The organism is Alteromonas sp. 07-89-2, from assembly GCF_013113925.1.
Classification (GTDB): domain Bacteria; phylum Pseudomonadota; class Gammaproteobacteria; order Enterobacterales; family Alteromonadaceae; genus Alteromonas; species Alteromonas macleodii.
Window position 1 is genome coordinate 1 of the sequence record NZ_VTYM01000013.1, and the last position, 26,668, is coordinate 26,668.

At 45.5% G+C, this 26,668-nt stretch carries 21 protein-coding genes; 15 read left to right on the forward strand and 6 right to left on the reverse strand.

Going from position 1 to position 26,668, the window contains the following annotated elements:
* Nucleotides 1–217: 217 nt before the first annotated feature.
* The gene (locus F0261_RS10355; RefSeq protein ID WP_014978454.1) at nt 218–820 is read right to left on the reverse strand and encodes a YigZ family protein; all 603 of its coding nucleotides are present in this window, start codon (nt 818–820) and stop codon (nt 218–220) included.
* A gap of 322 nt (nt 821–1,142) precedes the next feature.
* On the opposite strand from F0261_RS10355, the gene F0261_RS10360 reads away from it, so the two are divergent.
* A complete protein-coding gene (locus F0261_RS10360; protein ID WP_014978455.1) occupies nt 1,143–1,466 on the forward strand; it encodes a DUF3718 domain-containing protein in 324 nt (107 codons plus the stop codon).
* Nucleotides 1,467–1,591: 125 nt separating this feature from the next.
* Here F0261_RS10360 and F0261_RS20110 read toward each other — a convergent pair whose 3' ends face one another.
* Complete coding sequence (locus tag F0261_RS20110) at nt 1,592–2,890, reverse strand: PAS domain-containing methyl-accepting chemotaxis protein (protein WP_171337908.1); 1,299 nt, start codon at nt 2,888–2,890, stop codon at nt 1,592–1,594.
* 209 nt (nt 2,891–3,099) lie between these two features.
* Between F0261_RS20110 and F0261_RS10370 the strand changes: the two genes are divergently transcribed.
* Nucleotides 3,100–4,392, forward strand: a complete 1,293-nt coding sequence (locus tag F0261_RS10370) for a TMEM143 family protein (RefSeq protein WP_171337909.1) — start codon at nt 3,100–3,102, stop codon at nt 4,390–4,392.
* Nucleotides 4,393–4,514: 122 nt separating this feature from the next.
* Here the strand turns inward: F0261_RS10370 and F0261_RS10375 are convergent, their stop codons facing one another.
* Nucleotides 4,515–5,432: a LysR family transcriptional regulator gene (locus tag F0261_RS10375; protein ID WP_014978458.1), complete on the reverse strand. Its 918-nt coding sequence runs from the start codon at nt 5,430–5,432 to the stop codon at nt 4,515–4,517.
* Nucleotides 5,433–5,672: 240 nt separating this feature from the next.
* Here F0261_RS10375 and F0261_RS10380 point away from each other — a divergent pair, with 240 nt between their 5' ends.
* From F0261_RS10380 to sstT, 6 genes are all read left to right on the forward strand, one after another.
* Nucleotides 5,673–6,641, forward strand: a complete 969-nt coding sequence (locus F0261_RS10380; protein ID WP_014978459.1) for an aldo/keto reductase family oxidoreductase — start codon at nt 5,673–5,675, stop codon at nt 6,639–6,641.
* The gene (locus F0261_RS10385) at nt 6,638–6,838 is read left to right on the forward strand and encodes a heme-binding protein (RefSeq protein ID WP_014978460.1); all 201 of its coding nucleotides are present in this window, start codon (nt 6,638–6,640) and stop codon (nt 6,836–6,838) included. The genes F0261_RS10380 and F0261_RS10385 overlap by 4 nt, the downstream gene beginning before the upstream one ends.
* 85 nt (nt 6,839–6,923) lie before the next feature.
* Nucleotides 6,924–8,489, forward strand: coding sequence for an exonuclease subunit SbcD (gene sbcD / locus F0261_RS10390; RefSeq protein ID WP_014978461.1), 1,566 nt, complete (start codon nt 6,924–6,926; stop codon nt 8,487–8,489).
* A gap of 4 nt (nt 8,490–8,493) precedes the next feature.
* Entirely contained in the window at nt 8,494–12,231 is a 3,738-nt protein-coding gene (locus tag F0261_RS10395; protein WP_171337910.1) for an AAA family ATPase, read from the forward strand.
* Between the two features lie 124 nt (nt 12,232–12,355).
* Entirely contained in the window at nt 12,356–13,777 is a 1,422-nt protein-coding gene (locus F0261_RS10400; RefSeq protein WP_171337911.1) for a S41 family peptidase, read from the forward strand.
* A gap of 114 nt (nt 13,778–13,891) precedes the next feature.
* Nucleotides 13,892–15,112, forward strand: a complete 1,221-nt coding sequence (gene sstT, locus F0261_RS10405; RefSeq protein WP_171337912.1) for a serine/threonine transporter SstT — start codon at nt 13,892–13,894, stop codon at nt 15,110–15,112.
* 34 nt (nt 15,113–15,146) lie between these two features.
* Here sstT and hutG read toward each other — a convergent pair whose 3' ends face one another.
* Nucleotides 15,147–16,115 carry a formimidoylglutamase gene (hutG, locus tag F0261_RS10410; RefSeq protein WP_171337913.1) on the reverse strand — a complete coding sequence of 323 codons (969 nt, stop codon included), beginning with the start codon at nt 16,113–16,115 and terminating at the stop codon, nt 15,147–15,149.
* Entirely contained in the window at nt 16,108–17,367 is a 1,260-nt protein-coding gene (gene hutI / locus F0261_RS10415; protein ID WP_171337950.1) for an imidazolonepropionase, read from the reverse strand. The genes hutG and hutI overlap by 8 nt, the downstream gene beginning before the upstream one ends.
* Nucleotides 17,368–17,558: 191 nt before the next feature.
* Between hutI and F0261_RS10420 the strand changes: the two genes are divergently transcribed.
* The 4 genes from F0261_RS10420 to F0261_RS10435 all read left to right on the forward strand — a co-directional run bounded on the left by F0261_RS10420 (nt 17,559) and on the right by F0261_RS10435 (nt 22,425).
* The gene (locus tag F0261_RS10420; RefSeq protein ID WP_171337914.1) at nt 17,559–18,383 is read left to right on the forward strand and encodes a UTRA domain-containing protein; all 825 of its coding nucleotides are present in this window, start codon (nt 17,559–17,561) and stop codon (nt 18,381–18,383) included.
* Nucleotides 18,384–18,488: 105 nt separating this feature from the next.
* Nucleotides 18,489–20,228, forward strand: a complete 1,740-nt coding sequence (gene hutU / locus F0261_RS10425) for a urocanate hydratase (RefSeq protein WP_171337915.1) — start codon at nt 18,489–18,491, stop codon at nt 20,226–20,228.
* A 2-nt stretch (nt 20,229–20,230) separates the two neighbouring features.
* Nucleotides 20,231–21,814 (forward strand): histidine ammonia-lyase, encoded by a 1,584-nt coding sequence (hutH, locus tag F0261_RS10430; protein WP_171337916.1) that lies wholly within the window; start codon nt 20,231–20,233, stop codon nt 21,812–21,814.
* A gap of 116 nt (nt 21,815–21,930) precedes the next feature.
* Nucleotides 21,931–22,425, forward strand: coding sequence for a CreA family protein (locus tag F0261_RS10435; protein WP_216600780.1), 495 nt, complete (start codon nt 21,931–21,933; stop codon nt 22,423–22,425).
* 176 nt (nt 22,426–22,601) lie between these two features.
* On the opposite strand, the gene F0261_RS10440 is transcribed toward F0261_RS10435, so the two are convergent.
* Complete coding sequence (locus F0261_RS10440; protein ID WP_171337917.1) at nt 22,602–23,366, reverse strand: MipA/OmpV family protein; 765 nt, start codon at nt 23,364–23,366, stop codon at nt 22,602–22,604.
* A gap of 252 nt (nt 23,367–23,618) precedes the next feature.
* Here F0261_RS10440 and F0261_RS10445 point away from each other — a divergent pair, with 252 nt between their 5' ends.
* Genes F0261_RS10445 through F0261_RS10455 form a run of 3 tightly spaced genes read left to right on the forward strand, consistent with a single transcriptional unit; the run spans nt 23,619 to nt 26,586 of the window.
* Nucleotides 23,619–24,494 carry a BadF/BadG/BcrA/BcrD ATPase family protein gene (locus tag F0261_RS10445; protein WP_171337918.1) on the forward strand — a complete coding sequence of 292 codons (876 nt, stop codon included), beginning with the start codon at nt 23,619–23,621 and terminating at the stop codon, nt 24,492–24,494.
* A complete protein-coding gene (nagA, locus tag F0261_RS10450) occupies nt 24,491–25,633 on the forward strand; it encodes an N-acetylglucosamine-6-phosphate deacetylase (RefSeq protein WP_171337919.1) in 1,143 nt (380 codons plus the stop codon). The genes F0261_RS10445 and nagA overlap by 4 nt, the downstream gene beginning before the upstream one ends.
* Before the next feature lie 47 nt (nt 25,634–25,680).
* On the forward strand, nt 25,681–26,586 hold the full coding sequence (locus F0261_RS10455; RefSeq protein WP_171337920.1) for a hypothetical protein: 906 nt from the start codon (nt 25,681–25,683) through the stop codon (nt 26,584–26,586).
* The last annotated feature ends 82 nt before the right edge of the window (nt 26,587–26,668 follow it).

The window sequence follows — 26,668 nt, forward strand, 5'->3', positions numbered from 1 at the left end:
GAAAATACTTCAACGAGAAGCCGGATATACGGACGCAAACCATTTTAGTCAAAACAGCATGTTTACTCTTGCAATAATGGGGGAGACCATATACAGGCCCTAGTTATGTGAGATTAAAAGGTAAGGCTCTGGTGGTTTTCAGAGCCTTTTTTATTTACATATAGAAACCGTCAAAAGCTAGTTTTAATTTTATCGCTTGTTTGTTGCTTTCTATTGCTTACTCGTTTTCAACTGACACTGAAAAAGCAATGGGGGCCATCTGCTTTTTAAAGTCTTCCAGTGCATCTAAAGGTAGCTCAACATTTATTACCACACTGCTTCCATAGTTACAGTTTGCAATTTTACCTTGAGCTTGCTCTACCAAGTGACGTACAAACTGCTCGTGTTTGAAATCGATGTCTACGCTAAGCGGTTCCAGCTTTATCTCTTGTCTTACCTCAAGAGCATCTATGGCTTGCTGTGCTGCAGCCGAGTAAGCCCTTACCAATCCCCCCGCACCTAATTTAATCCCGCCAAAATACCGCGTGACAATAATCATGATGTCGCCGATATCTTTGTGCTGGAGTACATTTAATATGGGTTTACCGGCAGTGCCGCTAGGCTCGCCGTCATCAGCCATCGCCGCGCTACTTGGCGAGTTAGGGTTGCCAAAAACATAAGCCCAGCAATGGTGTCTGGCGTCGGGATACCGTTGTTTCACACTATCTAAAAGCGCCATTGCACTTTCACGAGAATTTGCAAAGCCGGCACAAGCAATGAATTTGCTTTTCTTAATTTCGTACAGGGTTTCAACCTGTTTAGCTGGAACGGGATAAGTCATCAGCGCATTGTAAGCTAAGACAATTTTTTATTTAAGCCAAATAAGGTAAGCAGTGTGTTTTATCGCTCAATAAAACGAAATTTTAGACGACGATAGGCTCAGATAGAACGCAGTGGTCAAAAATACTACTATTTGGCGAATTATCTTGAAAGGTCGTATTTCGTTTACCGTTCTAGCGGGTGCTTATTTCTGGATTTGTAGTTAAGTATTTGAATTTAAATGACTTTATAAAGTTGGCGCAGTGATTGTAATAGTGAATATGAGTGTGGCCAAGGCGTAACGCCACAACAACGTAACTTCGTCCCAATAAGGAAATCATGCTATGAAATCACGTATTACTGCTATCGCTATTGTTGCTCTTACCTCTGTATTCACCGGAAGTGCTTTAGCTTCTGTAGAATTTAAGCCTACCGACGATTCGGTCACCTCTAACCTTTGCGTTGCTGCCGCTACCGGGAACAAGTGGAAGCTACATGAACAAATTAAAGAATCTGCGCTAGATAAAAAGTACGTAGCACAGGACATGACGTGTAACGGGCTATCGGTCGCTGCGTTTGTTGATCAATATGGCAAGAACGGGGATAGCATCAAGAAGTACCTGAATATTCAACAGCAGCAGATTGCTAGCGTGGTGCACGCAAAATAACCACCACAATTAAACGGTGCTAGGCTTGTACGTGTGCGTACGCGAAAAATCGTTTGTGTGAAAAAGCGGATTTAAAAAGGGCTGTTGATGATACAACAGCCCTTTTTACTAATTTAACATGACTGCTAGCGTAGAATACCTGATACAGTTTCAGATACATTCAATGCGCCTTTTTGAATTTCATCAATAATGCTTTGCACTTGCGCAATCTGTTGACTATTTTGGTCAACACTGTCTTTAACGCCTGCCATTTTCTTCGTGGATTTGTCAGCAAGCTTTCTGTTCTCCGCCACTACACTTTCAATTTCCACAGTCGAATCGCTGGTGCGTTGCGCTAGCTGCCTCACTTCATCTGCTACTACAGCAAATCCTCTACCTTGATCGCCTGCACGTGCAGCTTCAATAGCGGCATTTAGTGCTAAAAGGTTGGTTTGCTCAGCAATGCCACTAATCGTTGTCACAATGGTTTCAATTTTTAGCGATTGCTCACTCAGTTCGTGCATAAGTTGATTGGTTTGCTCAACTTCTAACATGGCTGTATTGAAAATCTCAACGCTTCGTTGAAGTGACGAGGCACCTTCATGGGCAATTTGAGACGTCTCTTCTGCCGTTGATACTGCGAGTTCCGCCGCCTGTGCGATTGCATTCTTTTCGTTAATTGCATCGGTAATGTTAGATGCAAATTTAATAACTTTTACTACTCGGCCCGAAGCATCAAACACGGGGTTGTACGTTGCTTCCAACCACAATGCGTTACCGTGTGAATCTACTCGCTCAAACTGGCCTGAAGAGAAATTACCGCGGGCAAGGCTATCCCAAAAATTAGGATTTTCTTGATAAAACTTATCGCGACAGAACATGCGATGGTGTTTACCTTGAATGTCGGCCAAACTGTATTTCACTGTTGCAGTAAAATTCTCATTTGCCGTGATAATTGTTCCATCAGGATGAAACTCAATTACCGCCATTGACTTGTTTAGTGCGTCAGTCACTGCTTTACTGGAAAAATAGGCATTTTCATGTTCAGTGATATCGTGGTAAATAGCATGAATTTCTGTAACACCATGCTTATTCACCGCTACGTAGCTTGCCTTAAGCCACTTCGTTTCACCTAACGCCGATTTTCTTGCAACCGTGTCGCTAAAGCTGCCGCCATTGAGCAAGTGCTGCCAAAACGATTTGTACTGTGACTCAGGTTCAACACCTTCAACGCGCATTGCCGCATGGGAAAACGATGTTGCGGTTGAATTTGGGTAATCCAAAATGGAAAGTAATATGGGAGAGGCAAATGTGCACTGTCCATCAGTGCTATAGATGGCATAGGCCATTGTGTTTTTGAACGCATCCAGCGTACCAAGCAAGCCTTGGCTCTCGTCCCTAAGAGCCGAAATGTCACTATTGTATCGAGAACTTGATACGAACATAACGTCTCCGAAAATTACAAGTATAATTAAGAATTAGTGCAGTCTATGTTAACTATATCTAACATTTATGTCGTTTAGACATTAGGCGAAGCCTAGGTTGAAGGCATTATCAATTAGGCTTAATTTATCTATAAGTGTTTGTTTTTATTGTTACAGTACGGTAACTATTTCCATCTAACAAGTAACATTCGAACTAATAAGACCACTCGATGCCATTAGAACGCTTTATCCCATTTCGCAAGCATGATGTTAGTAGATTGTGTGAAAATGTAATTGTGCAAGAGAGGACTCTTTTTCGTACGTTCTCAACGTTGCTCGTTAATCGCATTCACTATCAATATCATGAGCAACTTGAAGGTCTGAAAGATAGCTATAACGACTTTGATCCAAACAAAGACACCCGCGATCTTACACCTTCAAGTGAAGCTACGAGAAAGCAAAGCCAAAAGGCATTTTCGAATGCGTTCGCCAATCTATTAAACGCAGCCAATTTTGAAAAAGTCACAAACGAAGATTTAGAAGCAGCATTAAACGAAGAGTCGCTGTTTAAAGTGCGCCTTGCGGTAAGCTTCGATGACTTTGAAGATGTGGTGTTTTATCGACGGGGCGAGTCGGTAAAAACTGAAACGCTGCGTACTTTTTTCGGGTTGCGAAAAAAGCAGGTGTCATTTACCAACTATGACAAAGTGGCCGTTTATATCACTTTTAAAGATGAAGCCTACTTCAAAGAGAAAGGGCAAACGCCAGCCACCTTTAAACCTGGTTCCACCATAGTAAAGCTTTTCCAAAACGTACCTAAAGCAGACTTGGAGATGCTGTTTCCCAATAGCGAAGTCAAAATGCGTCCGCTAGATAAATTGATTATTAGTGCATCGGCAGCAATAGGCGGCACCGTGGTACTAGTGACTAAGTTAGGCGCGTCGTTACTTCTCATGGCATCTTTTCTGGCCTTTTGGCTTGGCTTTAAAGACAATGAAGTCGAATTGACTAAGCAAAGCCTAATCACTTTTGGTATTGGCATGGGTGTATTCGGCAGCTTTATCTTTAAGGAATGGACAAAGTTTAAAAACAGAAAAATCAGGTTTATGAAAGCCTTGTCTGACAACCTCTATTTTAAAAATTTAGACAATAATGCAGGCGTGTTTCATACGTTAATTGATGCAGCAGAGGAAGAGGACTGCAAAGAAGCTTTGTTGGCTTATACATTTTTACTGAAATGTAGTGAAGTGTCTGTAGAAGGTGGTGCTGCATTCTGCGCGGTGCGTGCAGAGCGCGAGATTGCCGCTGGTGGAATGTCATTAGCAACCCTCGATAGTGTAATAGAAAGTTACTTTTCAGAGGAGCTTGATTGTGCGCTCGATTTCGACGTTACTGACGCTATTAATAAGCTGGTGGACATGGAACTAGTCGAACAATACGGCGATATTTTTGTGGCGCGGGCGCTTAGCGATGCTGTGAAGATACTTGATGACTACTGGGATAATATTTATCAGTCTGTTTGATTGCCCCTTTAATATCGATAATAGTACGCCAAGGAATGAAAAGCCTAAGCGAAGCTTTCAAGCCTTATTGCTACTCATTACGCACGTGAATAGCGGAAGGTAAGCGCTGACAGTTTGAGTACTTATCCACTAAAATAACCTTCGTGTTGTGCTTGTTTAACTGTGTCTAAAAAGGCTTTTATTCTTAGCGATTGATGGGGGCGCTGTGGGTGCACAACAAACAGCTGACTGCTGCTTTTTATTGAAGGCACACTCGGTGTCGCCCCCGGCTTAATTTCTTCAAAAAGTGCGACCAATTCACCCGCCTTACTATGCTTTTTCGCCACATAGCTTGGCAGTCTTGCAATACCGCGGCCTTCCAGCACATGCTGAATGAGCGCTAGATTATCATTAAGTTTTAACCAGCCTTTAACCGCTGTACGCTTACCGTTTATGAGCCAGTTATCTTGGTCTGGGCCGCAAAAGCACTGGTGCGCATCTAAGTCGCTCAACACTTTGGGTGTGCCGGTTTGCTTAAGGTATTGCGGTGCTGCAACTATGGTGTGGCTATAAGTAAATAATGGCTTGGCCACCATATCTTGCGGCGGGTTGTTAGTAGAGCGAAACGCCAAGTCGAAATGACCTCGGTTTAAATCGTGCCTTTGATAGCTGGTATCTAAATGGAACGAAACATCAGGATGCTGCTGCGAGAAGGAAAAACACAGTTCGCTTAACAAGTAGTGCGCAAACATATTCGGCGCCGTAATGGCGATTATTCCTTCCAGTTGCGTTTGCTCACGTACTAAATTTTGCTCTAGCTCTACCACGCTGCGATTAATCTTCTGTGTATCGGCGTACACTTGTTTACCTTCGTTGGTAAGACTTACTTGGCGTGTTGAGCGCTGCAGCAACTTTACGCCTAACGCAAGTTCAAGCTCCCTTATTTGCTCCGACAGGTAGCCCCTCGAAATCTGCATTTTCTCTGCCGCAGCACCAAAGCTTAAGGTTTCTGCTACCGCACTAAACAGCATCAATCGCTCGACTTTTTTATGTGGTTTCATTGGCTTGTTACTTTTTATACAAGATTACATCGGAGATAAATATTCACAACATGCTCGAAAAACTGCGTCTCGAGCAATGTCACATCAGAAAATGTAGAGTTAGTGATTATATATGGAATACAGCTATTCGCTATAAAGAATAATGATTTCGCTATTGTGCGCTGAAAGGTGGTCACTGCAAGCGTAAACTTGCGCTATCCGAAAGGCCTTTATTAATTCTCTTTTTCGCGAGCGGTGCATATGAAAAACCTTCCTCTAAATCAGTACATTTCACACGCCAGTCAGCTGGTTTACGGCTGTATGGCTATTGGTGGAGAGTGGGACTTTAACCCATTAACCAAAGATCAAACCCAGCATGCGTTTGCGGCGGTCGATGCTGCGCTAGAAGCCGGTATTACCGTTTTCGATCATGCTGATATATACCGAATGGGTAAAGCAGAACAAGCATTTGGTGAAGTGTTAAAAGCACGCCCTAACTTACGGGAAGAGATAGTGCTTCAGTCTAAATGTGGGATTCGTTTTGAAGATGAACACGGGCCCAAACGTTACGATTTTTCGAAAGACTGGATTGTCACTTCTGTTGAAAACACGCTTTCGCGATTAAATACGGAATATCTCGACCTGCTTTTGCTGCACCGCCCAGACCCATTGATGGAAGAAGAGGAGGTTGCCGCTGCATTTGATGCCTTATTTGATAGCGGTAAGGTTAAGCACTTTGGCCTGTCGAATATGAGCGGCGTACAAATGCAGCATCTTAATCACTATATTAATCAGCCGCTTATTGCGAATCAGGTTGAGATGAGTCTTACTAACTTAGGCTTTGTGGATGAAGGTATTTATGTCGGTAACCCAGATGGACAGCATGTGAACTTTACAGCGGGTACACTTCAATACGCAAAGCAAAACAACATTCAAATGCAGTCGTGGGGGCCAGCAAGCCAGGGTAAATATACCGGAGCACCCGCCACGCTAACTGCGCAAGAAGAAGCGACTAAAAAACTCGTTGCGACCTTAGCGCAAAAATATGATGTAGCGACCGACGCAATCGTGTTGGCTTGGTTAATGCGCCACCCCAGCAACATTCAGCCAATTGTTGGTTCGGCAAACCCCAAGCGTATTAAAGCAAGTGCAGAAGCCGTTACAGTGACGCTTACTCGGGAAGACTGGTACGCATTGTACGTAAGTGCAAAAGGGGTGGAGTTACCATGATGGGTTCTATTTCTTTAGCGCAAGCTCAATCAATGATTACAGATAGCATTCATTGGGCGCAAGAAAACAATCAACACATTGCCGTTGCTGTTGTAGACAGTGTGGGTGAGCTCATCGCGTTCTCTCGTATGGCTCAACACAGACAAACCATTGTCATAAAACCACAAAATCTCTATAGTTGCTGTACGGTGCGTTGATCAACATCGACACTCCATAGCAGCAGCGCCATTGCGCCGAATGCGTTTCTCTATCTCCAATGCAACAAGCCTGGTTCACTTCTACATGAAAATATTGCATACATCTGACTGGCACTTAGGTCAGAGTTTTTTTACGAAAAGTCGCAAAAACGAACACGCCGCTTTCCTTAAATGGCTTCTTCAACAAGTAGAAGTGCATCAAATAGATGCGATTATTGTCGCGGGTGATGTGTTTGACACGGGCACGCCGCCTAGCTACGCCAGAGAGCTCTACCATGCGTTTATCGGTGAACTTCAGGGGATGCAGTGTACATTGGTGGTGCTGGGGGGAAATCACGATTCAGTATCGGTATTGAACGAAAGTAAGGCGCTACTGAAATACTTAAATAGCCACGTAATTGCCAGTACATACGGCGAATTGAGTGAACAAGTCATTACGCTTAACGATCGCAAGGGGCTGCCCAGTGCTGTACTGTGTGCCGTACCCTTTATTCGCCCACGTGATGTGCTTGTCAGTGAGGCAGGGCAAAGCGGCACCGAAAAGCGTCAAGCGCTTGGCGATGCGATAAAGCAGCATTATGGGGCGCTTTATAATGAAGCCTTGTCACTGCGCGCTTCAATTGAAGAAAAACAAGGAGAGGAGGGCAGTAAAAATAGCGCTGCTATTCCTATTATTGCTACAGGGCACTTAACCGCTTTAGGCGTGAGTCAGTCAGAAAGTGTACGCGATATCTACATTGGCACCCTTGAAGGCTTTGACGCCAAAGGGTTTCCGCCCGCCGATTACATTGCACTTGGGCATATTCACAGGCCACAAAAAGTGGCTAAAACCGAACACATTCGCTACTCAGGCTCGCCGATACCGCTAAGTTTTGACGAGCTGACTACACAAAAACAAGTGGTGCTAGTCGCGTTTGAATGTGAAAGCACAACGCCAACTATCTCAACGCTTCCGGTACCGCGCTTTCAGGCCATGGAAGTAATAAAAGGCGACTTAAAAGCGATTGAGGCGGCCATTAATAATAGCGATGCCATCGCGTTAGCTTCTCAAACAGATGATGCCGTTAGCGAAGTGGATAAAGCCCTTAGCGACGTTAATAAACCCCTTAGCGAGTTTAATAAAGCCATTAGCGAAATGAATAAAACCGTTAGCGCAACGGATAACACCATTAGTCCTCAAGGCCCAGTGTGGTTATGCATTGAAGTTGAAACAGAAGACTATCTGACTGATCTACAGCAGCGTATTCAGGGCTTGTTAGAAGGGAAAAACGCTGAGATTTTACAGTTGAAACGCAAGCGTAAGCGCACAGTAAATAGCTTAACGGAAAAGCAAAACGTCCAGCTTAGCGAACTATCGGTAAACGATGTATTTGAAGCGCGTTTGGCACTGGAGAGCATAGAAGATAATCCAACAAGTGAGTCGGCACAGAGCGGGTCGGTACCAACTGAGTCGGCAAAAGAACTCCTGCTAGATAACGACCAAACCACCGGAGCAATGCAAGAAGCCGGTTCAGAGAAAAGCGCTTCACGCTTAAACCGGATAAGGCAGTTATTCAATGAAGCAGTAGAGCAAGTGCACACCAATGATGAAGATGCTGAAGTACCAGTAGAGACCTCATTGGCAAACACGACAGACAACAAAGGCGAGTAATACTATGAGAATATTGACCCTACGCCTTAAAAATCTAAACGCCTTAAAAGGGGAGTGGAAGATAGATTTCACCCAGTCGCCGTTTATCGACAATGGCCTGTTTGCTATAACTGGCCCAACAGGGGCAGGTAAAACCACGCTACTTGATGCCATTTGTTTAGCGCTTTATCACCAAACCCCTCGCTTGGGGCCAATTTCAACGTCTAACAACGACATCATGACCCGCGGCACGGCGGAGTGTTTGGCGGAGGTTGAGTTTGATATTAAGGGGAAAGCATACCGTGCGTTTTGGAGTATGCGTCGGGCTAGAGGGAAAGTTGACGGTAACCTACAAAGTGCCGATGTTGAGCTGGCCGAAGTTGAAAGCGGCAAGGTATTGGCTACCCAGGTTAGGCCGAAAAGTGAAGAGATTGAAAAACTGACCGGCCTTAATTTTGCCCGCTTCACCAAGTCTATGATGTTGTCGCAAGGGGATTTTGCTGCGTTTTTAAATGCTAACGAGGCCGACCGAGCCGAGTTGCTTGAAGAGTTAACTGGCACTGAAATTTACGGGCAAATATCACAGGCAGTACATCAGCAATTTAGTGACGCTAAACAAAAGAAAAAAGAGTTTGCGATAAAGCTGGAAGGCGTAACCTTGCTTAGCGACGAGCAAATCACCCAGCTTGAAGAAGAGCAAGCACAAACCAAGAGCCAAGTCGCAACGTCTAACCAAACACTTGTTCAGTTACAAAATCAACAGCAGTGGCAACAAGCGTTTAACGCCAATGAGCTAACCATAAAAGAAGCCAGTGAAGCGCAGCAGAGCGCGAATAACGCCATCAATGAGGCGAAACATCAACTTGATCTTTTAACCCAAAGTGAGCCAGCTGAAAAGCTTCGCCTGCCATTCTTGCAAAGAAATGGGCTTCAGCAAGACGTAACTCGTTATAAAGAAAAGCTCGATGAGAAGGCGGCTCAGCTTCCCGATTTAAAGACGCAAAAGGCACAACGTAGTTCAGAAGTAACCCATGCCGAACAAGGGTTAGTTCTTACAAAGCAACAAAGCAGTGAGCTTGAAAAGCGCATAAATGAGCAGGTAGTTCCGCTAGATAACCAAATAGCGCAGCTCACTACTGAACAGCAAAGAGCAAGCGAAAACGCGGCACGTTTAAGGCAGTCAATAAACGCGTTAACGCTAAAGCGCACAGAAATCGAAAACGCTTCGGCAGATAACAAGACCAAGCTTGTTGAACTGGAAACCTACTTACATGAACATCACTCACTTAGCGGCATAGCGGAATTTATAAGTGGCTGGAGTGAAACGGCGCGCTATATTGAACATGATAAAAAGCAGTTAGAAACACTGACACAAAGCGTAAATAATCATCGTCAGGCGCTTTCATCCCTAGATGACGCTATCGCAGAAACAAATGAGTCGTTAAGCGCGTTAACGCAGACCTTCGATGACAAAAACGCGCAAGTAGCCAAGTGCGAAAAGGCACTTCAGGCCGAGCTATCTGACAAACCAAGTGATACTAATAGTGCTAATGCAACCAGCAAAGCAAGCCTTCAGCAAGAGCGCGATACCAAGCTCCATCATTGGGATAACGTGTTACAGATAGGGCATATTCAACAGCAATATTTGGCACTAGAGCAAGACAGAGTATCGCTGAGTGCGCAGAGAGAAGATTTAGCGAAGCAACTAGCACAGCAGCAATCTGACCGCCAAGCCTTGGTTGATGCTTACAAGCAAACTCGTAGTAATTTAAAAGACGTAGAGGCGCTGATCGCCCTGGATGCTGAAGTGGCGCACCTGCGCGCACAGTTAAAAAGTGGCGAACCGTGCCCTGTTTGTGGGGCTAACGAACACACCACGTCTAGCGTTGTTATTGATGTACCTGAAACTATCCAAAAGCGAGATAGCTTAAAGCAGCAGTTAGATGATATTGAGCAGCAAGGGGCGCAGGCAAAAGAAAGTGTTACGCACACTGAATTCACTCTTGTTCAGGTTAATAAGCAGCTAGAGCAGGCAAGCGGGCAACGAGATACGCTGCTAGAAAAGTGGCAGCAGATTTCAAGCGTACTTAGCGCTGATATATCGAGCTTTGAAAAGGTCGACATTAATACATCGCAAAGTGTCGCTCAATTTACCCAGCAGTTTAAAACTCGTCTTGATGATATTAGTGCCCAATTAACGCGTTTAGAAGAGTGCGAGCAAGCTCTAAATGCTGCATTGCAGGCTAAAAATGAAGGGCAACAGTTGCTACAAGCCAAACAGTCAGAACTTGCAGTTTCTCTGCAGCAGCGCGAAACCTTGGAAAAGCAATTTACCGAACGTAGTGCGGAGTTAGAGAATAAAACAAAAGAGGTTAACGATGGTATTTTAGCGCTCAGCGAGACTATGACGGCGCACGGTGCTGATATTCACAACCTGTCTATTGATGGAATTGCCACGTGGTTAAATGAAAAAGCCGAAGCGCTAAAAACTTATAAACACAATCATCAGCTACACGCCAAACTTAAAGATGAGTTGCAAGGGGTAAGTAGCACCTTGCTTGTGGTCAGTCGTGATATCGAAAGCGCTGAGAATCAGCTAAAGGATGTATCTGAAGAGCTTGTGCAGCTAGATAATAGTTTAAAGGCGCTGCGAGACTCGCGCACAACCGTATTTCCTGAAGGCAATATTCCTGAAACAAGGAATAAGGCAAGCGCTGCCCAAGAAATGGCTGAGCGAAACGTAAATGAATGCAAATCTCGCCTACAACAAACGGGCACTATATTGTCTCGTTTAGAGGCCGAAATTGCCCAGCTTAATGAGCAAATGCGCGAAAAAGAGCAATTACTTACAGAGGCAACAGAGCATTTTAACCGTCAGTTGGCGAGCAGCCCATTTGACGATGAGCAAGCGTTTAGTAATGCGCTTTTAGACGAAGATACCCGCAACACCTTGCTTGAACTGCAAAAGCGATTAGCTCAGCAAAAACAACAAGCGGACTTAAAGCTAGAAAACGCGCTAGCTACCGAACAATCGCTAAAAGCCCATGCTAATGCAGCACAGTGGCAGAGCGAGTTAGAAGAGCACGGTGCACAGTGGCTCGATTCGAAAATTACTCAGCAAGCTCAGCAGCGTGACACGCTGTTATCGTCTTTAGGGCAAATTGAACAGCAGCTAAGCGCTAACAATCAAGCCCGCGAAAGGCAGCAGCAGCTTGTGGATGAGATGGCCGCGTTTGAGGCCTATTACGATGATATTACTTACCTGCACTCGTTAATTGGTTCGGCCAGCGGCGACAAATTCAGACGTTTTGCCCAAGGACTTACTTTGGACAACTTGGTGCAGCTTGCAAATCAGCAGCTTGATAAATTACACGGTCGCTATCAGCTAATTCGAAAAGAAAATGAAGGGTTGGGTTTAAGTGTACTAGACACCTGGCAAGGTGACGTAGTGCGAGATACTAAAACCTTGTCTGGCGGAGAAAGTTTCTTAGTGAGCCTTGCGCTGGCGTTAGCTTTATCTGACCTGGTCAGTCACAAAACCAGTATCGATTCGCTGTTTTTGGATGAAGGCTTTGGCACCCTGGATGCTGAAACCTTAGATGTGGCGCTTGATGCCCTAGATAACTTAAATGCCAGCGGAAAAATGATTGGAGTGATAAGCCATATAGAAGCCATGAAGGAGCGTATTCCTACTCAGATTAAAGTGATTAAACGCAACGGTGTGGGCTTAAGTGCACTGGAAAAACCTTATGCGGTAGGGTGAACTCACCGCTTAGGAATTAGTAGCTAAAACGTTTACTTACAAGTATATGCGCGGTAAATGCTCGCAAGATCATGTTTTTATGGTACTTTATCGTTATTAAAAGTAGATATGGACATCATATTTAGTGAAACGATTTGCGATATTCCCTCTTTTGGCCTCTTTCTGTTCGTTTGGTAGTACCTTTCAGTGTGAAAGTGAGTTTGCATGGCTAAAAAGCACGTTTGAAAACAACGATGCCGGTTTTCAATATACCGTAGAGAATAAAGGGCTGGACCTTTATTCCGCCCACAATAGTGCGATTTTGGCGCGAGTACAAAGAGCGAAAAGCGAAGCGCAATGCCACACAGTGCTTAGCGACTGGCTTACATTTTTTCGCAAGGGGCATGTTGGTCTTGCGCTAAATACGAATGGCTCAGATGAAGCGGTACGCGAATCGGTAGTGCATGATTTCGACTTATCGGCATTTAAACAACATTTGAAAAGCCAACGTGACGAAACTCTTGAGGGTATTTGGCAATTCTCAAGCTATACGGTTGCGTTAAAAAAAGAAGGTAATGTCCATAAAGCTTATATCGTTGAAAGTACCAACCCTTCATGGAAGGCGGGACAAGTAAAGTTCATCGTTAACGACCCTGCGGACAACAATACTGCAAAAGTGACGTTTTTTATGGGCGATCACTCCGCCCGACAAATCGATACCATGACACTCTTGGGTAACAATGAAGTGGTGTTGGGCAATAGCTTTATCGTTATGTCGCGAGAGGAACCGCGACAAGAATCGTCGCCTGAAATAACACGCTATGTTCGCCTGCTTAGTACAAAGGCTCCGCTATTCGAAAAAATTTCAGAGAACACAGTATTAGTTCGCATACCGGCTTTCGATCATGCCTTCAAAAAAGACATCGACGCGGTTATCGCTAAGCACCTGGATACGATTTTAAAAACTGAAAACCTCATTATCGACATCCGAGGAAACGGTGGTGGTAGTGACGTAAGCTATGCGTCTTTGCTCCCTATTTTATACACCAACCCTATTCGCACTGTAGGCATGGAATACTTATCTACCGAGCTTAACAACTCTAGAATGCTTGGCTTTTTGCAAAACCCTCATTTTAGTGAAGAAGAAAAGCAGTGGGCCAAAGACGGGTACGACATTCTTCAGCAACATATCGGCAGCTACATCAATATTGAAGAAGACGTAACGGTGGAGACATTCGATAAAATTGAACCCTTGCCGAAGAGTATTGGCGTACTTGTTGATTCAAGTAATGGCAGCACCGCTGAGCAGTTCTTACTGGCGGCTAAACAAAGCAAAAAAGTAAAGTTGTTTGGGCAAACCACCGCAGGTGTACTCGATATTTCTAACATGTATCAAACTGATTCGCCGAGCGGTACTTTTACTTTGTACTACAGCCTGACTAAAAGTTTACGCATTCCGCATATGGCCATTGATGGGGTAGGCATTCAGCCAGACTATTATATTGATGGAGAACTTCCTCTTTACCAGTGGACGTCTTATACGCAAAAGATACTTGAAGGCATGTAAACCCTTATAAACGGCAAGCATACGGTTATTTGCGAGTAACTAAGACCAAACTGGTTCATTTGTCTGGGGTTTTCCATTATGGTGCGTCGTCAAAATAATAATGGACCAGCATTTATGGATTCAACGTCACGCCCGAGCCTGTTTCAGCGCTACATGAATGGCAGTTTGGTACTGCAAATTATCATTGGTATCGTATGTGGTATTGCGATAGCGAGTTTTTCACCTTCAGCTGCTCAATCAGCAGGGCTATTGGGTAACTTATTTGTAAAAGCCCTAAAAGCAATTGCTCCTTTATTGGTTTTTGTTTTGGTCATGGCATCCATTGCCAACCATAAGCAGAACGAGCAAACCTTTATCAAACCCGTGCTTGTGCTTTATTTGTTGGGCACACTACTGGCCGCGCTCACCGCCGTGTTGGCAAGCTTTGCTTTTCCTACAAGCTTAAGCTTAGTGACTTCAGAAGTTAGCCAAGCTGCGCCGAAAGGTGTATCGGAAGTCCTTACTACTTTGCTTTATAACATGGTAGATAATCCTGTAAACGCATTAGTAAATGGAAATTACATTGGTATTCTCACGTGGGCTGTAGGTCTAGGTTTAGGTCTACGTCATGCTAGCGAGGCAACAAAAGCGCTACTACAAAATATGGCAGATAGCGTAACAACCGTGGTGGGTTTTGTTATTAAACTCGCGCCCTTCGGTATTTTCGGCTTGGTAGCTAATACCATTGCTACAACGGGCTTTGAAGCATTGCTTGGCTACTCTCATTTATTAACGGTACTGATTGGCGCGATGCTATTTATCGCACTAGTGACCAACCCCTTATTAGTATTTCTGGCAACCAAAAAGAACCCTTATCCTTTGGTGTTCAAATGCCTGAAAGAAAGCGGTATTACGGCATTCTTCACCCGTAGTTCGGCGGCGAATATTCCGGTAAACATGGCGCTGTGTAAACGCTTAAAGCTTGATGAAGACACCTATTCGGTATCTATTCCGTTAGGCGCCACAATTAATATGGCTGGGGCTGCAATCACAATAACCGTGTTGACACTAGCTGCGGTTAATACCTTGGGAATTGCTGTAGATTTCCCTACTGCTGTATTGTTAAGCGTTATCGCTGCGGTATCAGCATGTGGAAGTTCAGGTGTTGCAGGTGGTTCGCTACTGCTTATTCCGCTTGCCTGTAGCCTGTTTAATATACCCAATGAAGTGGCTATGCAGGTGGTTGCGGTGGGCTTTATTGTTGGCGTACTGCAAGACTCTGCTGAAACAGCATTAAATAGCTCCACCGATGTCTTGTTTACCGCCGCTGCGTGTGAAAGGGCAGGCGGCAAGTAAACATAAAAGAGTCAAACGTTAAAGCGTTAACTCGTTAAGTGTGCGAGCTTATTGCATCTACTGCTTCAAAAATTAGCCGTGCAGCCAGCTTTGCTGTGCGGCTATCAATATCGTAATTGGGGTTCATTTCCGCAACGTCACACAGTTTCCATTGATACCCATAAGTACTTTGGTGCTGTGCTAAAAAGTGCAGCGTGTTGATAACAAGTGTGGGAGAAATTCCCAATGCACTGGGCGCGCTAACGCCAGGTGCTTGTGCTGCTGGAAATGCATCTAAACATACAGTGACGTAAAGCTCATCGATGTCTTTTAGCATTGGAGATAGTAGCTCATCTATTCGCTGCATACACAGTGATTCATCATTTAACGCCACATCGGTTAAATAGCGCGTGTTGGACGTATTGGCAAAGTTAAACAGCGCTGGTGTATTGGCTGCTTTCGATACGCCCAAACAAGCGTAATGAAACGGTGTATCGTGTAGCTGGCAGTGATCATACACTTGCCTGAACGGCGTACCTGAACTGGTGTTTGGTGAAGGCTTTCTTAAATCAAAATGGGCGTCGAAATTAATAATACCAATGCGGGACGTTTTCGACTTAGCATTGAAAACCCCTTGATAGCTACTCCATGCAATTTCATGTCCCCCTCCCAGCCCAATGACCAATCCATTATTTTGCTTGAGCGCATAACAAATGGCGTCGGCATATTGGGTTTGTGCCTGGGCTAAGTTCTCTTTAGCGGTAACATTCCCTAAATCAACCAATGCTGTGCTTGGCCAGTGCCAGGGCAAGTTTGCCAGTGCCTGGCGAATCGCATTTGGACCAGCAGAGGCACCTACACGGCCTTTGTTAAATGCCACACCCAAATCACTCTCAAAACCAACAAGGGTAACGGAGTTGGCTAATGAATTATCTTCGCCCACTTCAAGTTCGTTAACTTTTTGATGCCAACGTAGGCCCTCAATGCCATCTTCACTGTCTATTCTGCCTTGCCACTTAAACATGTTTACCTTCCTTAAACACCGCAATGGGGCGGTGGCCATTAATACAATAGGCGAGCTCAGCGGGCGTTTCGATATCCCACAGTGTTAAGTCAGCAAGCTTACCTGCTACAATAACACCTCGGTCGTGCAGCCCGAGTGCGCTAGCCGCGTGTGCAGTGGCGCCGCGTAGCGCTTCTTCTGGCGTAAGTTGAAACAGCACACACCCCATATTTATCGCGGTAAGGATTGAGGCTAACGGCGAACTACCTGGATTAAAGTCAGTGGCTAAGGCCATGGGCACATTGTGCGCCCTTAGAGCATCTACCGGCGGCTTTTGAACTTCACTTAGGTAATAAAATGCGCCCGGTAAAAGCACGGCAACCGTGCTACTTTGGGCAAGTAAGGGAATATCGCTGTCAGCTAAGTATTCGATGTGGTCTACCGACAGTGCGCCGTATTTAGCCGCTAAAACAGCACCTTTACTGTCGCTAAGCTGCTCTACATGAGCTTTAATGGGTAAGCCGTGCTGCTGTGCGCAGCTAAACACTCGTTCTGTTTGTGAAGTTGAAAAGCCAATAGTTTCACAAAATACATCAACGGCGTCAGCTAAGTTTTGCGAAGCAATGTGAGGAAGTGCCTCGTTGCAAATGAAATCGATATATCCTTCTGAGTCGTCAGCAAATTCATTGGGCAGGGCGTGAGCGCCTAAATAGGTAGTTTTAATACTCACAGGAAGATGCTGCTCAAGGGATTTAGCCACGCGTAACATGCGCACTTCAGTGTCTAAATCCAGCCCGTAACCTGATTTGACTTCAATGGTGGTAACACCTTCTTCGCACAATCGCTTTGCGCGTTTTATCGCAGTGTGAAGCAGGGTGTTTTCGTCAGAGCGTCGAGTTTTTTCAACCGTTCCTTTAATACCACCGCCGCGCTGCGCAATGTCTACATAACTTGCGCCTTGCAATCGCATTTCGAATTCTTCGGCGCGATTGCCGCCATACACTAGATGCGTATGACAATCGATGAAGCCAGGCAATAGCCACGGGTGTTTGGGCGTTGAACCTTCATTTTGGGGAATTAGGGTAGTGGCATCTATTGCGCTTTTGGCCTGCTCAAACACGTCGTCTAGTGAGTCATCGCAAGGAAGTAACGCAGCAATTTTGCCGTCTTTTATGGCAATGGCGTGTGGCGGTAATTCGCCATAGGACAACTCGTTGTCTTGCATAGACGCAATGCGAACATTGTAAATAAGCGTGTCGTACTGATAACCCATAACGTGCTCCACTCTAAGCCACCTCTTGTCTGGTTTTTCGTTTGATTGGTCGTCTAGTTCTTTGTCTGGCTTTTCCAGAATCTTTACTGAAACGCAGTGTAAATTTTCGAGTTCAGTGTACTTGTGCATACTTGTATATACAAGTATGCTGTTAGCATATTATTAACAATTTAGTTGTGAATGGCCACGATATGCAACCTCGGTACAGAGTAATTAAGACAGCAATTTTGGATGCCATCGAAAGTGGTGAGATGAAGCCGGGTAGCCAAGTGCCTTCAGAAAACCAACTTGCCCAGCAGCACGGTGTAAGCCGAATGACTGCGCGAAGAGCGTTAAGTGAAATGGTGGACGAGGGCATTTTAATGCGCAGCCAGGGGATAGGCACGTTTGTGTCAGATAGTCGCCCTATGAGCTCAATGCTTGAGATCAAAAGCATTCGCGATGAAATAGAGCAGCGGGGGCATAGATACACTAACGAGATATTGGTGTTGGAAACCTCGCCAGCCAGTGATGTTATTGCTCAACGACTGGGTATCGATGTGGGAGAGCCAGTATTTCATAGCATTATCGTACACTGCGAGAACAATCTACCCGTGCAGTATGAAGACAGGTGGGTTAACCCAGCGTGGATTAACGACTATTTAGATAAAGATTTTAAAGCTCAAACTGCAAACTTTTATTTGAATCAGGTCGCGCCCCTTTCACAAGCCGACCATAGCGTAGAAGCTGTGATTGTTGAAAAAGATATTGCACAAGCACTATTGATTAAGCCTAAAGAGCCGTGCCTGAAGATTACTCGACGAACCTTCTCTCGAGTGCCCAGCGCAATAACGAGTGATGAGAGCAATATTGGCGAGTCGTCAACGGCGAATGCCCAGTTAGGGAATGGCTTAAAGGCTACGTCAGATACATCCGTGAATAATAGTCCAAAAGCGAGTTCAAGCGCAGTGGTTAGCCACGCGGTGCTGTATCACCCAGGCAGTCGATACCGCTTGGGAGGACACTTGGAGTTCTAAGTGTCATCGCGCCAAAGGCGCTAGCAATTCACTATTTTCTAAAAAGATGACACTTCCTAATAAAAAACAAATCGGCAAACGTAAGAATATGCCTAGGAGAAGTTTATGAAACGCCTCGACCCTACAAGAGAAATACGTGCCCCAAGAGGCAGTACGCTAAATGCGAAGAGCTGGCAAACTGAAGCGCCGCTTCGCATGTTAATGAATAACCTGGATCCAGACGTTGCGGAGCATCCGCAAAACCTGGTGGTTTACGGCGGTATTGGGCGTGCGGCCCGTGACTGGGCGTCTTACGACAAAATTGTAGAAGTACTCAAGCGTTTAAATACTGATGAGACGTTGCTGGTTCAATCAGGCAAACCTGTTGGGGTATTTCCCACTCACGAAAATGCACCTCGTGTGTTAATTGCTAACTCTAACCTTGTACCGCATTGGGCAAATTGGGAGCACTTTAACGCTCTGGATAAAGAAGGTTTGATGATGTACGGGCAAATGACCGCAGGGTCATGGATATACATAGGCTCGCAAGGCATTGTCCAGGGGACTTATGAAACGTTTGTGAGCGTGGCCAAAACGCATTTTGAAGGAAGCGCTGAAGGACGCTGGATTTTGACTGGTGGCTTGGGCGGTATGGGCGGAGCGCAGCCTTTAGCTGCAACCATGGCTGGCTTTTCAATGGTAGCTGTGGAGGTGGATGAAACTCGCATAGATTTCAGAATTCGCACGGGCTATTTGGACAAAAAAGCGCATTCGTTAGAAGAAGCCATGCAACTCCTAGAAGAAGCCAAAGAAGCTGGGAAGCCTGTATCAATTGGCCTATTAGGCAATGCTGCTGAAGTCTTTCCCGATATGCTAGCGAACGGGATTATTCCCGATGTTGTAACCGATCAAACCAGTGCGCACGATCCGCTGAATGGCTATCTACCAGTGGGGTGGACACTAGATCAGGCTGAGGCGCAGCGTAAAAAAGACGAAGCGGGTGTTGTGAAAAGTGCTAAACAGTCGATGGCGCTGCAAGTTAAAGCAATGCTTGGTTTCCAACAAGCTGGCGCTGCTACTCTTGATTATGGCAACAACATTAGACAAATGGCGCTAGAAGAGGGTATTGAGCATGCGTTCGATTTCCCAGGTTTCGTTCCTGCCTATATACGACCGCTTTTTTGTCAGGGCATAGGGCCTTTTAGATGGGCTGCGCTGTCGGGCGATCCGGAAGATATCTATAAAACGGACGCGAAAGTTAAAGAGCTTATACCCGACAACCCCCATCTACATAACTGGCTAGATATGGCTAAAGAACGCATTCAATTCCAAGGCCTGCCCGCACGTATTTGCTGGGTGGGACTGGGTGAAAGACAAAAGCTGGGGCTTGCCTTTAATGAAATGGTTCGCAGTGGCGAGCTAAGCGCACCGGTGGTGATAGGACGGGATCATCTCGACTCTGGATCGGTAGCATCACCCAATAGAGAAACAGAGGCCATGCTCGATGGTTCAGATGCCGTATCAGACTGGCCGTTACTAAACGCCCTATTAAACACAGCGGGTGGCGCTACCTGGGTAAGCCTTCACCATGGCGGAGGTGTAGGAATGGGCTTTAGCCAACACTCGGGTGTAGTGATTGTTTGTGACGGTACGGACGAAGCGGCTGAGCGTATTGCTCGGGTGCTTCATAACGACCCTGCCACGGGCGTAATGCGTCATGCAGATGCAGGCTACGACATTGCAATAGACTGTGCTGCCAAGCACAACTTGGATCTTCCCATGGTCAATAGCGCGGCTAATAAACGAATCCCCGATGGAACAGGCACTCATTCAAGCTCGAACAAAAGCTTTGGCGGGGAGAAATAGTCATGTCGCATTCGTCTTTTTTTACTGAAAACGATGGTGTTAAGCAACTTAATCTTGTGCCAGGTACATTGACGTTGGATCAGTTACGGGAAGTACATCGAGGCCACGTTCATTTATCGTTAGATGAAAGTGCAGTACCCGCTATAAACGCCGCCGAGCAAGTAGTGCTGAATGTCATTAAAGAAAACCGGACTGTCTATGGCATCAATACCGGCTTTGGTTTATTGGCTAACACCCGTATTAATGTTGACGAGTTAGAGCTATTACAGCGCAGTATTGTGTTATCGCACGCGGCCGGTACAGGCGACTTTATGCAAGAAGATACTGTGCGCCTGCTCATGCTGTTAAAAATTAACTCATTGGCCCGTGGTTATTCTGGCATTCGCCTCAGCGTAATAGAAGCGCTCATTACCTTGTTTAATGCACAGATTTATCCCGCCATTCCTGAAAAAGGCTCGGTAGGCGCCAGCGGCGACTTAGCACCTTTAGCACACATGAGTGTGGTGCTGTTAGGGGAAGGGGAAGCTTTTTATAAAGGAGAGAGAATCAGTGCAGCCCAAGCCCTTGAAATAGCCGGCATGCAACCAATTGCGCTGGCACCCAAAGAAGGCTTAGCACTGTTAAACGGCACGCAAGCCTCGACAGCGTTTGCACTTCAGGGGTTGTTTTATACTGAAAATGCGCTTCATAGTGCTATTGGTATTGGTGCGCTTACTGTTGAGGCCGCGTTAGGTTCCCGCGTGCCGTTCGACGCGCGGATCCACGAAGTACGTGGCCACAAAAGCCAGAGCGATGTGGCGACTGCGTTTAGAACATTGCTAGACACCTCAGAGATTGGCCATTCACATCAACGGTGTGAAAAAGTACAAGACCCATACTCTCTGCGTTGCCAGCCACAGGTGATGGGAGCGTGTTTACAGCAAATGCGCTATGCCCAAGAGATTTTGGTGGTTGAAGCTAATGGAGTAAGCGACAACCCGTTGGTTTTTGTTGAAAATAATGATGACGCTGATACGCCAACTGGCGATATTCTATCTGGCGGAAACTTTCATGCGGAAACCGTGGCAATGGCGGCAGATATGCTGGCTATTGCACTATCTGAAATTGGCGCACTGTCGGAGCGTAGAATGTCGCTAATGATTGATACGCATTTAAGTGGTTTGCCACCGTTCCTAGTTGAAAATGGAGGGGTAAACTCGGGCTTCATGATTGCGCAGGTTACCTGTGCGGCGCTTGCTAGTGAAAATAAAACCCTGGCGCACCCCGCATCTATCGATTCGTTGCCTACGTCTGCGAACCAAGAAGACCACGTGTCTATGGCTACCTTCGCCGCGAGGCGTTTACGAGATATTTTCGATAACGTGGCAGGTATATTGGCCATTGAGTGGTTAGCGGCCTGCCAAGGGTTAGATTTTAGGAAGCCGTTTAAAACCAGCGAAAAGCTCCAAGTGTTGATGCAGCTACTAAGAGACCAAGTGCCGTTTTACGACAAAGACCGTTATTTTGCGCCAGACATTGAAAAGGCAAAGCAACTTATTAAGCAGCACGACCTTATGGATAAGACACAGTTAAACCTGTTAGGCTAAAATGATCACAGGCTCGGTATTTCGAGTAAACAAATAAAGATCATAAATAGAGTAGAGGTAGGAATGATATGAAAACAAATGGACGTTGGTTAAGTTCAAACGAGGCTCGTACTTCTATGAAAGGCACTTTCAAGAGCGGCACTTTTGTGAAAAGGACCGTGCTGGGGTTACTCGCCGCGTCGGTGTTTACGTTGGCAGGCTGTAGCGACAGCGAAGTGGGCGATGTGTCTCTTGGTCTTTTCACCACAAAAGACATTAAAATTGATGCACTTCAAGACCCCATAGTGACAGGTGTAACCTGCCATATTTCAAGTATTGAAGCGAACCTTGATTTGTCGGATCCATCAGACAGTTCAATCGCGTGCAGACAAACCGGCCCTATTACGGCTGAGATGTTAAACGCAATTGATAAGTCAGATTCAGGGGAAGTAATATTCAAAAAATCGAAGAGCGTGTTTTTCAAGAACATGAAGCTTCGAAGAATTTATGATGCCGACTCAAAAACACTGATTTACTTGTCTTACAGTACCAAAGAGACATCTGGCAGCTATAAACATAGTTTGTCTACGGTACCACTGTGGGAAACGCTAGCGTTTAAAAAGCCCGCGTAGACGCTAAAGCTTGCGCAGATGCTAAATCAAGAAAACGAAAATGCCCTCGAATGAGAGGGCATTTTTATGCTTTGTGCCAGCGTTCGTTACACTTAGTTCCCACCTTTATTGCGCACATTATGTTTAGCAGTAAAGCTTCGCTCTTTTGTGCTCCAGCATATCACTCACCCAAACCTTTAGAAAAAGCGAGTATAAACCAGCATGGCGTTAAGCGCGGTATCATCGTCTGTCAGCGGGCTATCGCTGATGCTATCGTCAAAGAAAGTTGCGCCAACGTCTAAACGGGTCATGCCGCCCAGAAACTGACGGGTCGAGATGGCAACGCGTACTTCCGTATTGAGCGCGCTATCGCCGTTATATGCACTTCGGAACGCTGTGGCTTCTTCAGGGCGTACGCCGTAGTAATAGTCGACGTAATTGCTGTCTTGGTAGTTTACGCCTATAGACGGCTCGATCATGAAGTTATTTATTCTAAACCTTTTCCCGATACGGGCGGACGCTTGGTAGCCATCAAACTTCCCTAGAATATCGGCATTGGTTGACAATGAATAAACCCAGCTACCCGTGTTGTAGTTAAGCCCAACTCCGGCCGCGTAGCTAAAATCTCTGTCGTCCATACCTGTAAATACAGCGCTGTCATCTTCTTCATAACCTGCAAATATCGGGACAAGCTGAGCGTCAAGAGTAAAGCCACTTTCGCGAAAAAGTTCATAGCCAATAAATGGTCCGTAAACGCGTAATTTTTCACCGGTGTAGCCGATAATAGGAATAGGAACAACGCGATTATCAAAGTCGGTATATACATCTTGCGATGCTGCGACGCCAAACCCCCACATCCAACCCTGAGGTTGTTGAGCGCCAGCTTGTTGTGCAAAAGCGGGAGTAGAACTAACACCTACGCAAGCTAGAGGTATTGCGCCAATAACGGTTTTTAAATTCATAGGTAAATTTCCTTTTTAATCAAGATACTGCTCTGCTGTGTTCTTCGATCATATTCGCTTGTGCCTATTGAGCTAAGCTGTACGTTTTGTTAGCTGTTTACCCTACATAAAATTCATTACAGACTAATGTTAGGGTTTTGAGCAAAAGTGAAAGGCTGCTTTACTGGCAAGAAAGCAAGTTATTCTGTGAAATCGGTGTGGTAAAGTGCATACAACAAGTTGTATTGAATAGTTTAGAGAAGCAGGTAACCCGTGAGTTACAAATATGTAGTGGGTATTGACGGTGGTGGCACCCGGTGCCGTGCATTGTTGCAAGATATTGATGGCAATACATTAGGTGAAGGGGCGGCAGGCCCTGCAAATATAATGACCAACTTCGAACAAGCAATGGGGTCGGTAATAGACGCAACGTTAGACGCAATAGACAGTGCTGCGTTGCCGATTACATGCGAAGAAGTGTTGCTAGCTGCTGGATTGGCAGGGGCGAATATTCCGCAAGCAAAGCAGTCTTTTTTGGCGTTAGACAACCCATTTGCCGATACCGTGGTAATAAGTGATTTACACGCCGCTTGTTTGGGCGCGCACGATAATCAGTCTGGAGCCCTTATTATTTGCGGTACTGGTTCAGCGGCAACCCGTTACGACAAGGGTGTATTTACTGACAAAGGTGGTTACGGCCTGCAAGTTGGCGATGATGCAAGTGGTGCGTGGTTGGGCTTATCAGCTATAAAGCATGTACTGCTTTCTTATGACGGCGTAGAGCCCGTTAGTGAACTAAAGAACCGAGTTTGTGAACACCTTAATTTAGCGTCACCTCAGCAATTAGTGACCTTGATGGCAAATTACAACGCTGCAGATTTTGGTGACATTGCCCCAGTGGTTATACAGGCTTATCGAGACCAGTGTGCCGCCGCGACCTCTCTTATTCGAAAGGGAGCAAATTATCTCAATCAGTTGGGTGAAGCATTGATTAATCAGGCTTCTACATTGCCGCTATGTTTAGTTGGTGGCCTTGCTGATGTTTACACGCCTTTACTTTCGCCTTCTATCTCTTCTAATTTAACAGCGCCGCTAAAAAGTGCTGAATATGGCGCTATCAGCTTTGCCAAAAGAGTAAAAAGCGAATGATAGAATCAATTACTGTCGAGCAGGTTTTAACGCCAAAAGGTTGGCTTGAAAACCAAACCATTACTGCTGATAGCGGCAAGATAGTCAGTATTAGCGATGCGACCTCAGCAGAGCTCAGTAGTATTTACAACGGAAAGCTCATTCCCGGTTATTTCGACACGCAAGTGAACGGCGGTGGTGGTGTGCTTTTTAACCATAGCCCTTCTGCCGCTATAGTAGAAACCATGGCGCTGGCTCATCTGCGTTTCGGCACAACCTCCATGTTGCCAACTATCATTACCGACAATGCATCTACAATGGCTCAGGCGGCCGATGCCATTGCGGAAGTAATGGCGGGCGGCCCAGAGTGCATTAAAGCGTTAATAAAAGGGATTCACTTTGAGGGGCCCTTTTTGAGCAAAGCAAAAAAGGGCGTGCACGAAGCACAATTTATAAGAACGCCTTCTGACGCAGAGCTTGCAACCTTATGTCGCAAAGATATTGGTAAAGTCTTACTTACTGTCGCACCAGAAACGGTGAGTACTAGCTTCATAAAAGAAATGGTTGCTGAAGGAGTTACGGTTGCAATTGGGCACACCAATGCCAGCTATGAGCAAGTTCAGGCGGCTATCGACGCGGGAGCTACAGGCTTTACGCATTTGTACAACGCTATGTCTGCATTAACCTCCCGGGAGCCAGGGGCCGTTGGTGCCGCGTTGCTTAATGACACCGTATATTGTGGTTTTATTATCGATCATCATCACTTACACCGCAAAAGTGCTGAGTTGGCATTAAACGTAAAAACTGCCAACCGCGCCATGTTGGTTACCGATGCCATGGCGCATGTGGGCAGTGATATTGAGCGTCTTCACTTTTTTAATACCGAGATCGTTAGGCATGGCGATAAACTTACTACGCCAGATGGCAAAACACTGGCTGGTTCGTGCTTAGATATGCATAGTGCAGTTTTGAATACGCACAATGATTGCGGTGTAACGTTAGAAGATGCGAGCAAAATGGCGAGTGCCACGCCGGCTCAATTTATGGGGCTAGAGAGTGACATAGGCAGCATTACCGAAGGTCAGCGCGCAGACTTTTTACTGCTTAATTCCGCCAATGCACTGACCCACGTTTTCAGTAATATGAGAATGGTCTTTTAGGTAGAAATTTAGTATTAACTTAAATGGCTTTGAAATAAGGAAGTGTTATGAAGTTTGTGACAAAGTTTACTGTTCTGTTAGCCGTATTAATGTTGGCTGCAGGGTGTGTTACGCAACGAGGTATGGATTCTGGCGAAAGCGATCCTTCTCAACCTAATAGCGAGGAAGCCACGCCAACTGAAAGCACAGAGCAAGAAGATGTGGTTCAAGATGGCGACAGCGTAAATGATGGAACCACGAAAGGCGAGTCGACTAAAGAGCCAGTTAGCAAGCCAGTTGCTCCACCAAAACAAAAAGTTGGCGTATTGGTTAGCGCTAAAAAGTTTCCCACTCACACGCATATCGGTACCACTAAATTTAACAATTTTACGAAAGAATATAGCTACGACTGGCAATTGAACAACACGCTGTATAACACATTCAAAAAAGCCATTGAGCAAAACAGTCGTTTCACTGCGGTGGATATCTCTTCTATGGTTGACGATGCAGGCGCCCTAGATTTTGTGATGGGTGAAGGAAATAACGGGGCGTTCAATGACAAACAAAACACGTTAAGAAAATCGTTGTTAGACAAAGGCATTGCCACTGTGATTATCGTTGAAGAAGCGCCGACGGTGGCTATTACCGAGTGCGGCACTTATGGATGTTCAGAGCATCAAAGCAAAGGGTTCGGACTGTTTACGCGTAGTTTTTTGGGTACCGATCACTATATTGCTTCGGCAAGCTTTAACGTTAGTATTGAGCGTTTAGACAAGCCAGTTGATATCTTAACGCTGCCAGTGTTTACCGAATTTCAAGACGATGCGCTAAAAAATGAGCGTGTTGAAGATTTCACACCGCCAGATAACTTTGATGAAATAACGGAACAAGAGTTAGCGCCAATTAAAAATACGATTGTTAACTACTTTGACCGCTTAGCGACAGCGGTTGGCAAGTATTTATCTGGTCAGTAAGCTTTTAATATACTGAAACAAAAAACGGGCACTTAAATAAGTGCCCGTTTTGTTATGTGGCTCACTTCATCTAATAATGAAG

Bases quoted from the DNA above. Each gene is read 5' to 3' on its own strand.
- F0261_RS10355 (WP_014978454.1), bottom strand. From the start codon at position 820: ATGACTTATCCCGTTCCAGCTAAACAGGTTGAAACCCTGTACGAAATT.
- F0261_RS10360 (WP_014978455.1), top strand. From the start codon at position 1,143: ATGAAATCACGTATTACTGCTATCGCTATTGTTGCTCTTACCTCTGTA.
- F0261_RS20110 (WP_171337908.1), bottom strand. From the start codon at position 2,890: ATGTTCGTATCAAGTTCTCGATACAATAGTGACATTTCGGCTCTTAGG.
- F0261_RS10370 (WP_171337909.1), top strand. From the start codon at position 3,100: ATGCCATTAGAACGCTTTATCCCATTTCGCAAGCATGATGTTAGTAGA.
- F0261_RS10375 (WP_014978458.1), bottom strand. From the start codon at position 5,432: ATGAAACCACATAAAAAAGTCGAGCGATTGATGCTGTTTAGTGCGGTA.
- F0261_RS10380 (WP_014978459.1), top strand. From the start codon at position 5,673: ATGAAAAACCTTCCTCTAAATCAGTACATTTCACACGCCAGTCAGCTG.
- F0261_RS10385 (WP_014978460.1), top strand. From the start codon at position 6,638: ATGATGGGTTCTATTTCTTTAGCGCAAGCTCAATCAATGATTACAGAT.
- sbcD (WP_014978461.1), top strand. From the start codon at position 6,924: ATGAAAATATTGCATACATCTGACTGGCACTTAGGTCAGAGTTTTTTT.
- F0261_RS10395 (WP_171337910.1), top strand. From the start codon at position 8,494: ATGAGAATATTGACCCTACGCCTTAAAAATCTAAACGCCTTAAAAGGG.
- sstT (WP_171337912.1), top strand. From the start codon at position 13,892: ATGGATTCAACGTCACGCCCGAGCCTGTTTCAGCGCTACATGAATGGC.
- hutG (WP_171337913.1), bottom strand. From the start codon at position 16,115: ATGTTTAAGTGGCAAGGCAGAATAGACAGTGAAGATGGCATTGAGGGC.
- hutI (WP_171337950.1), bottom strand. From the start codon at position 17,367: ATGGGTTATCAGTACGACACGCTTATTTACAATGTTCGCATTGCGTCT.
- F0261_RS10420 (WP_171337914.1), top strand. From the start codon at position 17,559: ATGCAACCTCGGTACAGAGTAATTAAGACAGCAATTTTGGATGCCATC.
- hutU (WP_171337915.1), top strand. From the start codon at position 18,489: ATGAAACGCCTCGACCCTACAAGAGAAATACGTGCCCCAAGAGGCAGT.
- hutH (WP_171337916.1), top strand. From the start codon at position 20,231: ATGTCGCATTCGTCTTTTTTTACTGAAAACGATGGTGTTAAGCAACTT.
- F0261_RS10435 (WP_216600780.1), top strand. From the start codon at position 21,931: ATGAAAGGCACTTTCAAGAGCGGCACTTTTGTGAAAAGGACCGTGCTG.
- F0261_RS10440 (WP_171337917.1), bottom strand. From the start codon at position 23,366: ATGAATTTAAAAACCGTTATTGGCGCAATACCTCTAGCTTGCGTAGGT.
- nagA (WP_171337919.1), top strand. From the start codon at position 24,491: ATGATAGAATCAATTACTGTCGAGCAGGTTTTAACGCCAAAAGGTTGG.
- F0261_RS10455 (WP_171337920.1), top strand. From the start codon at position 25,681: ATGAAGTTTGTGACAAAGTTTACTGTTCTGTTAGCCGTATTAATGTTG.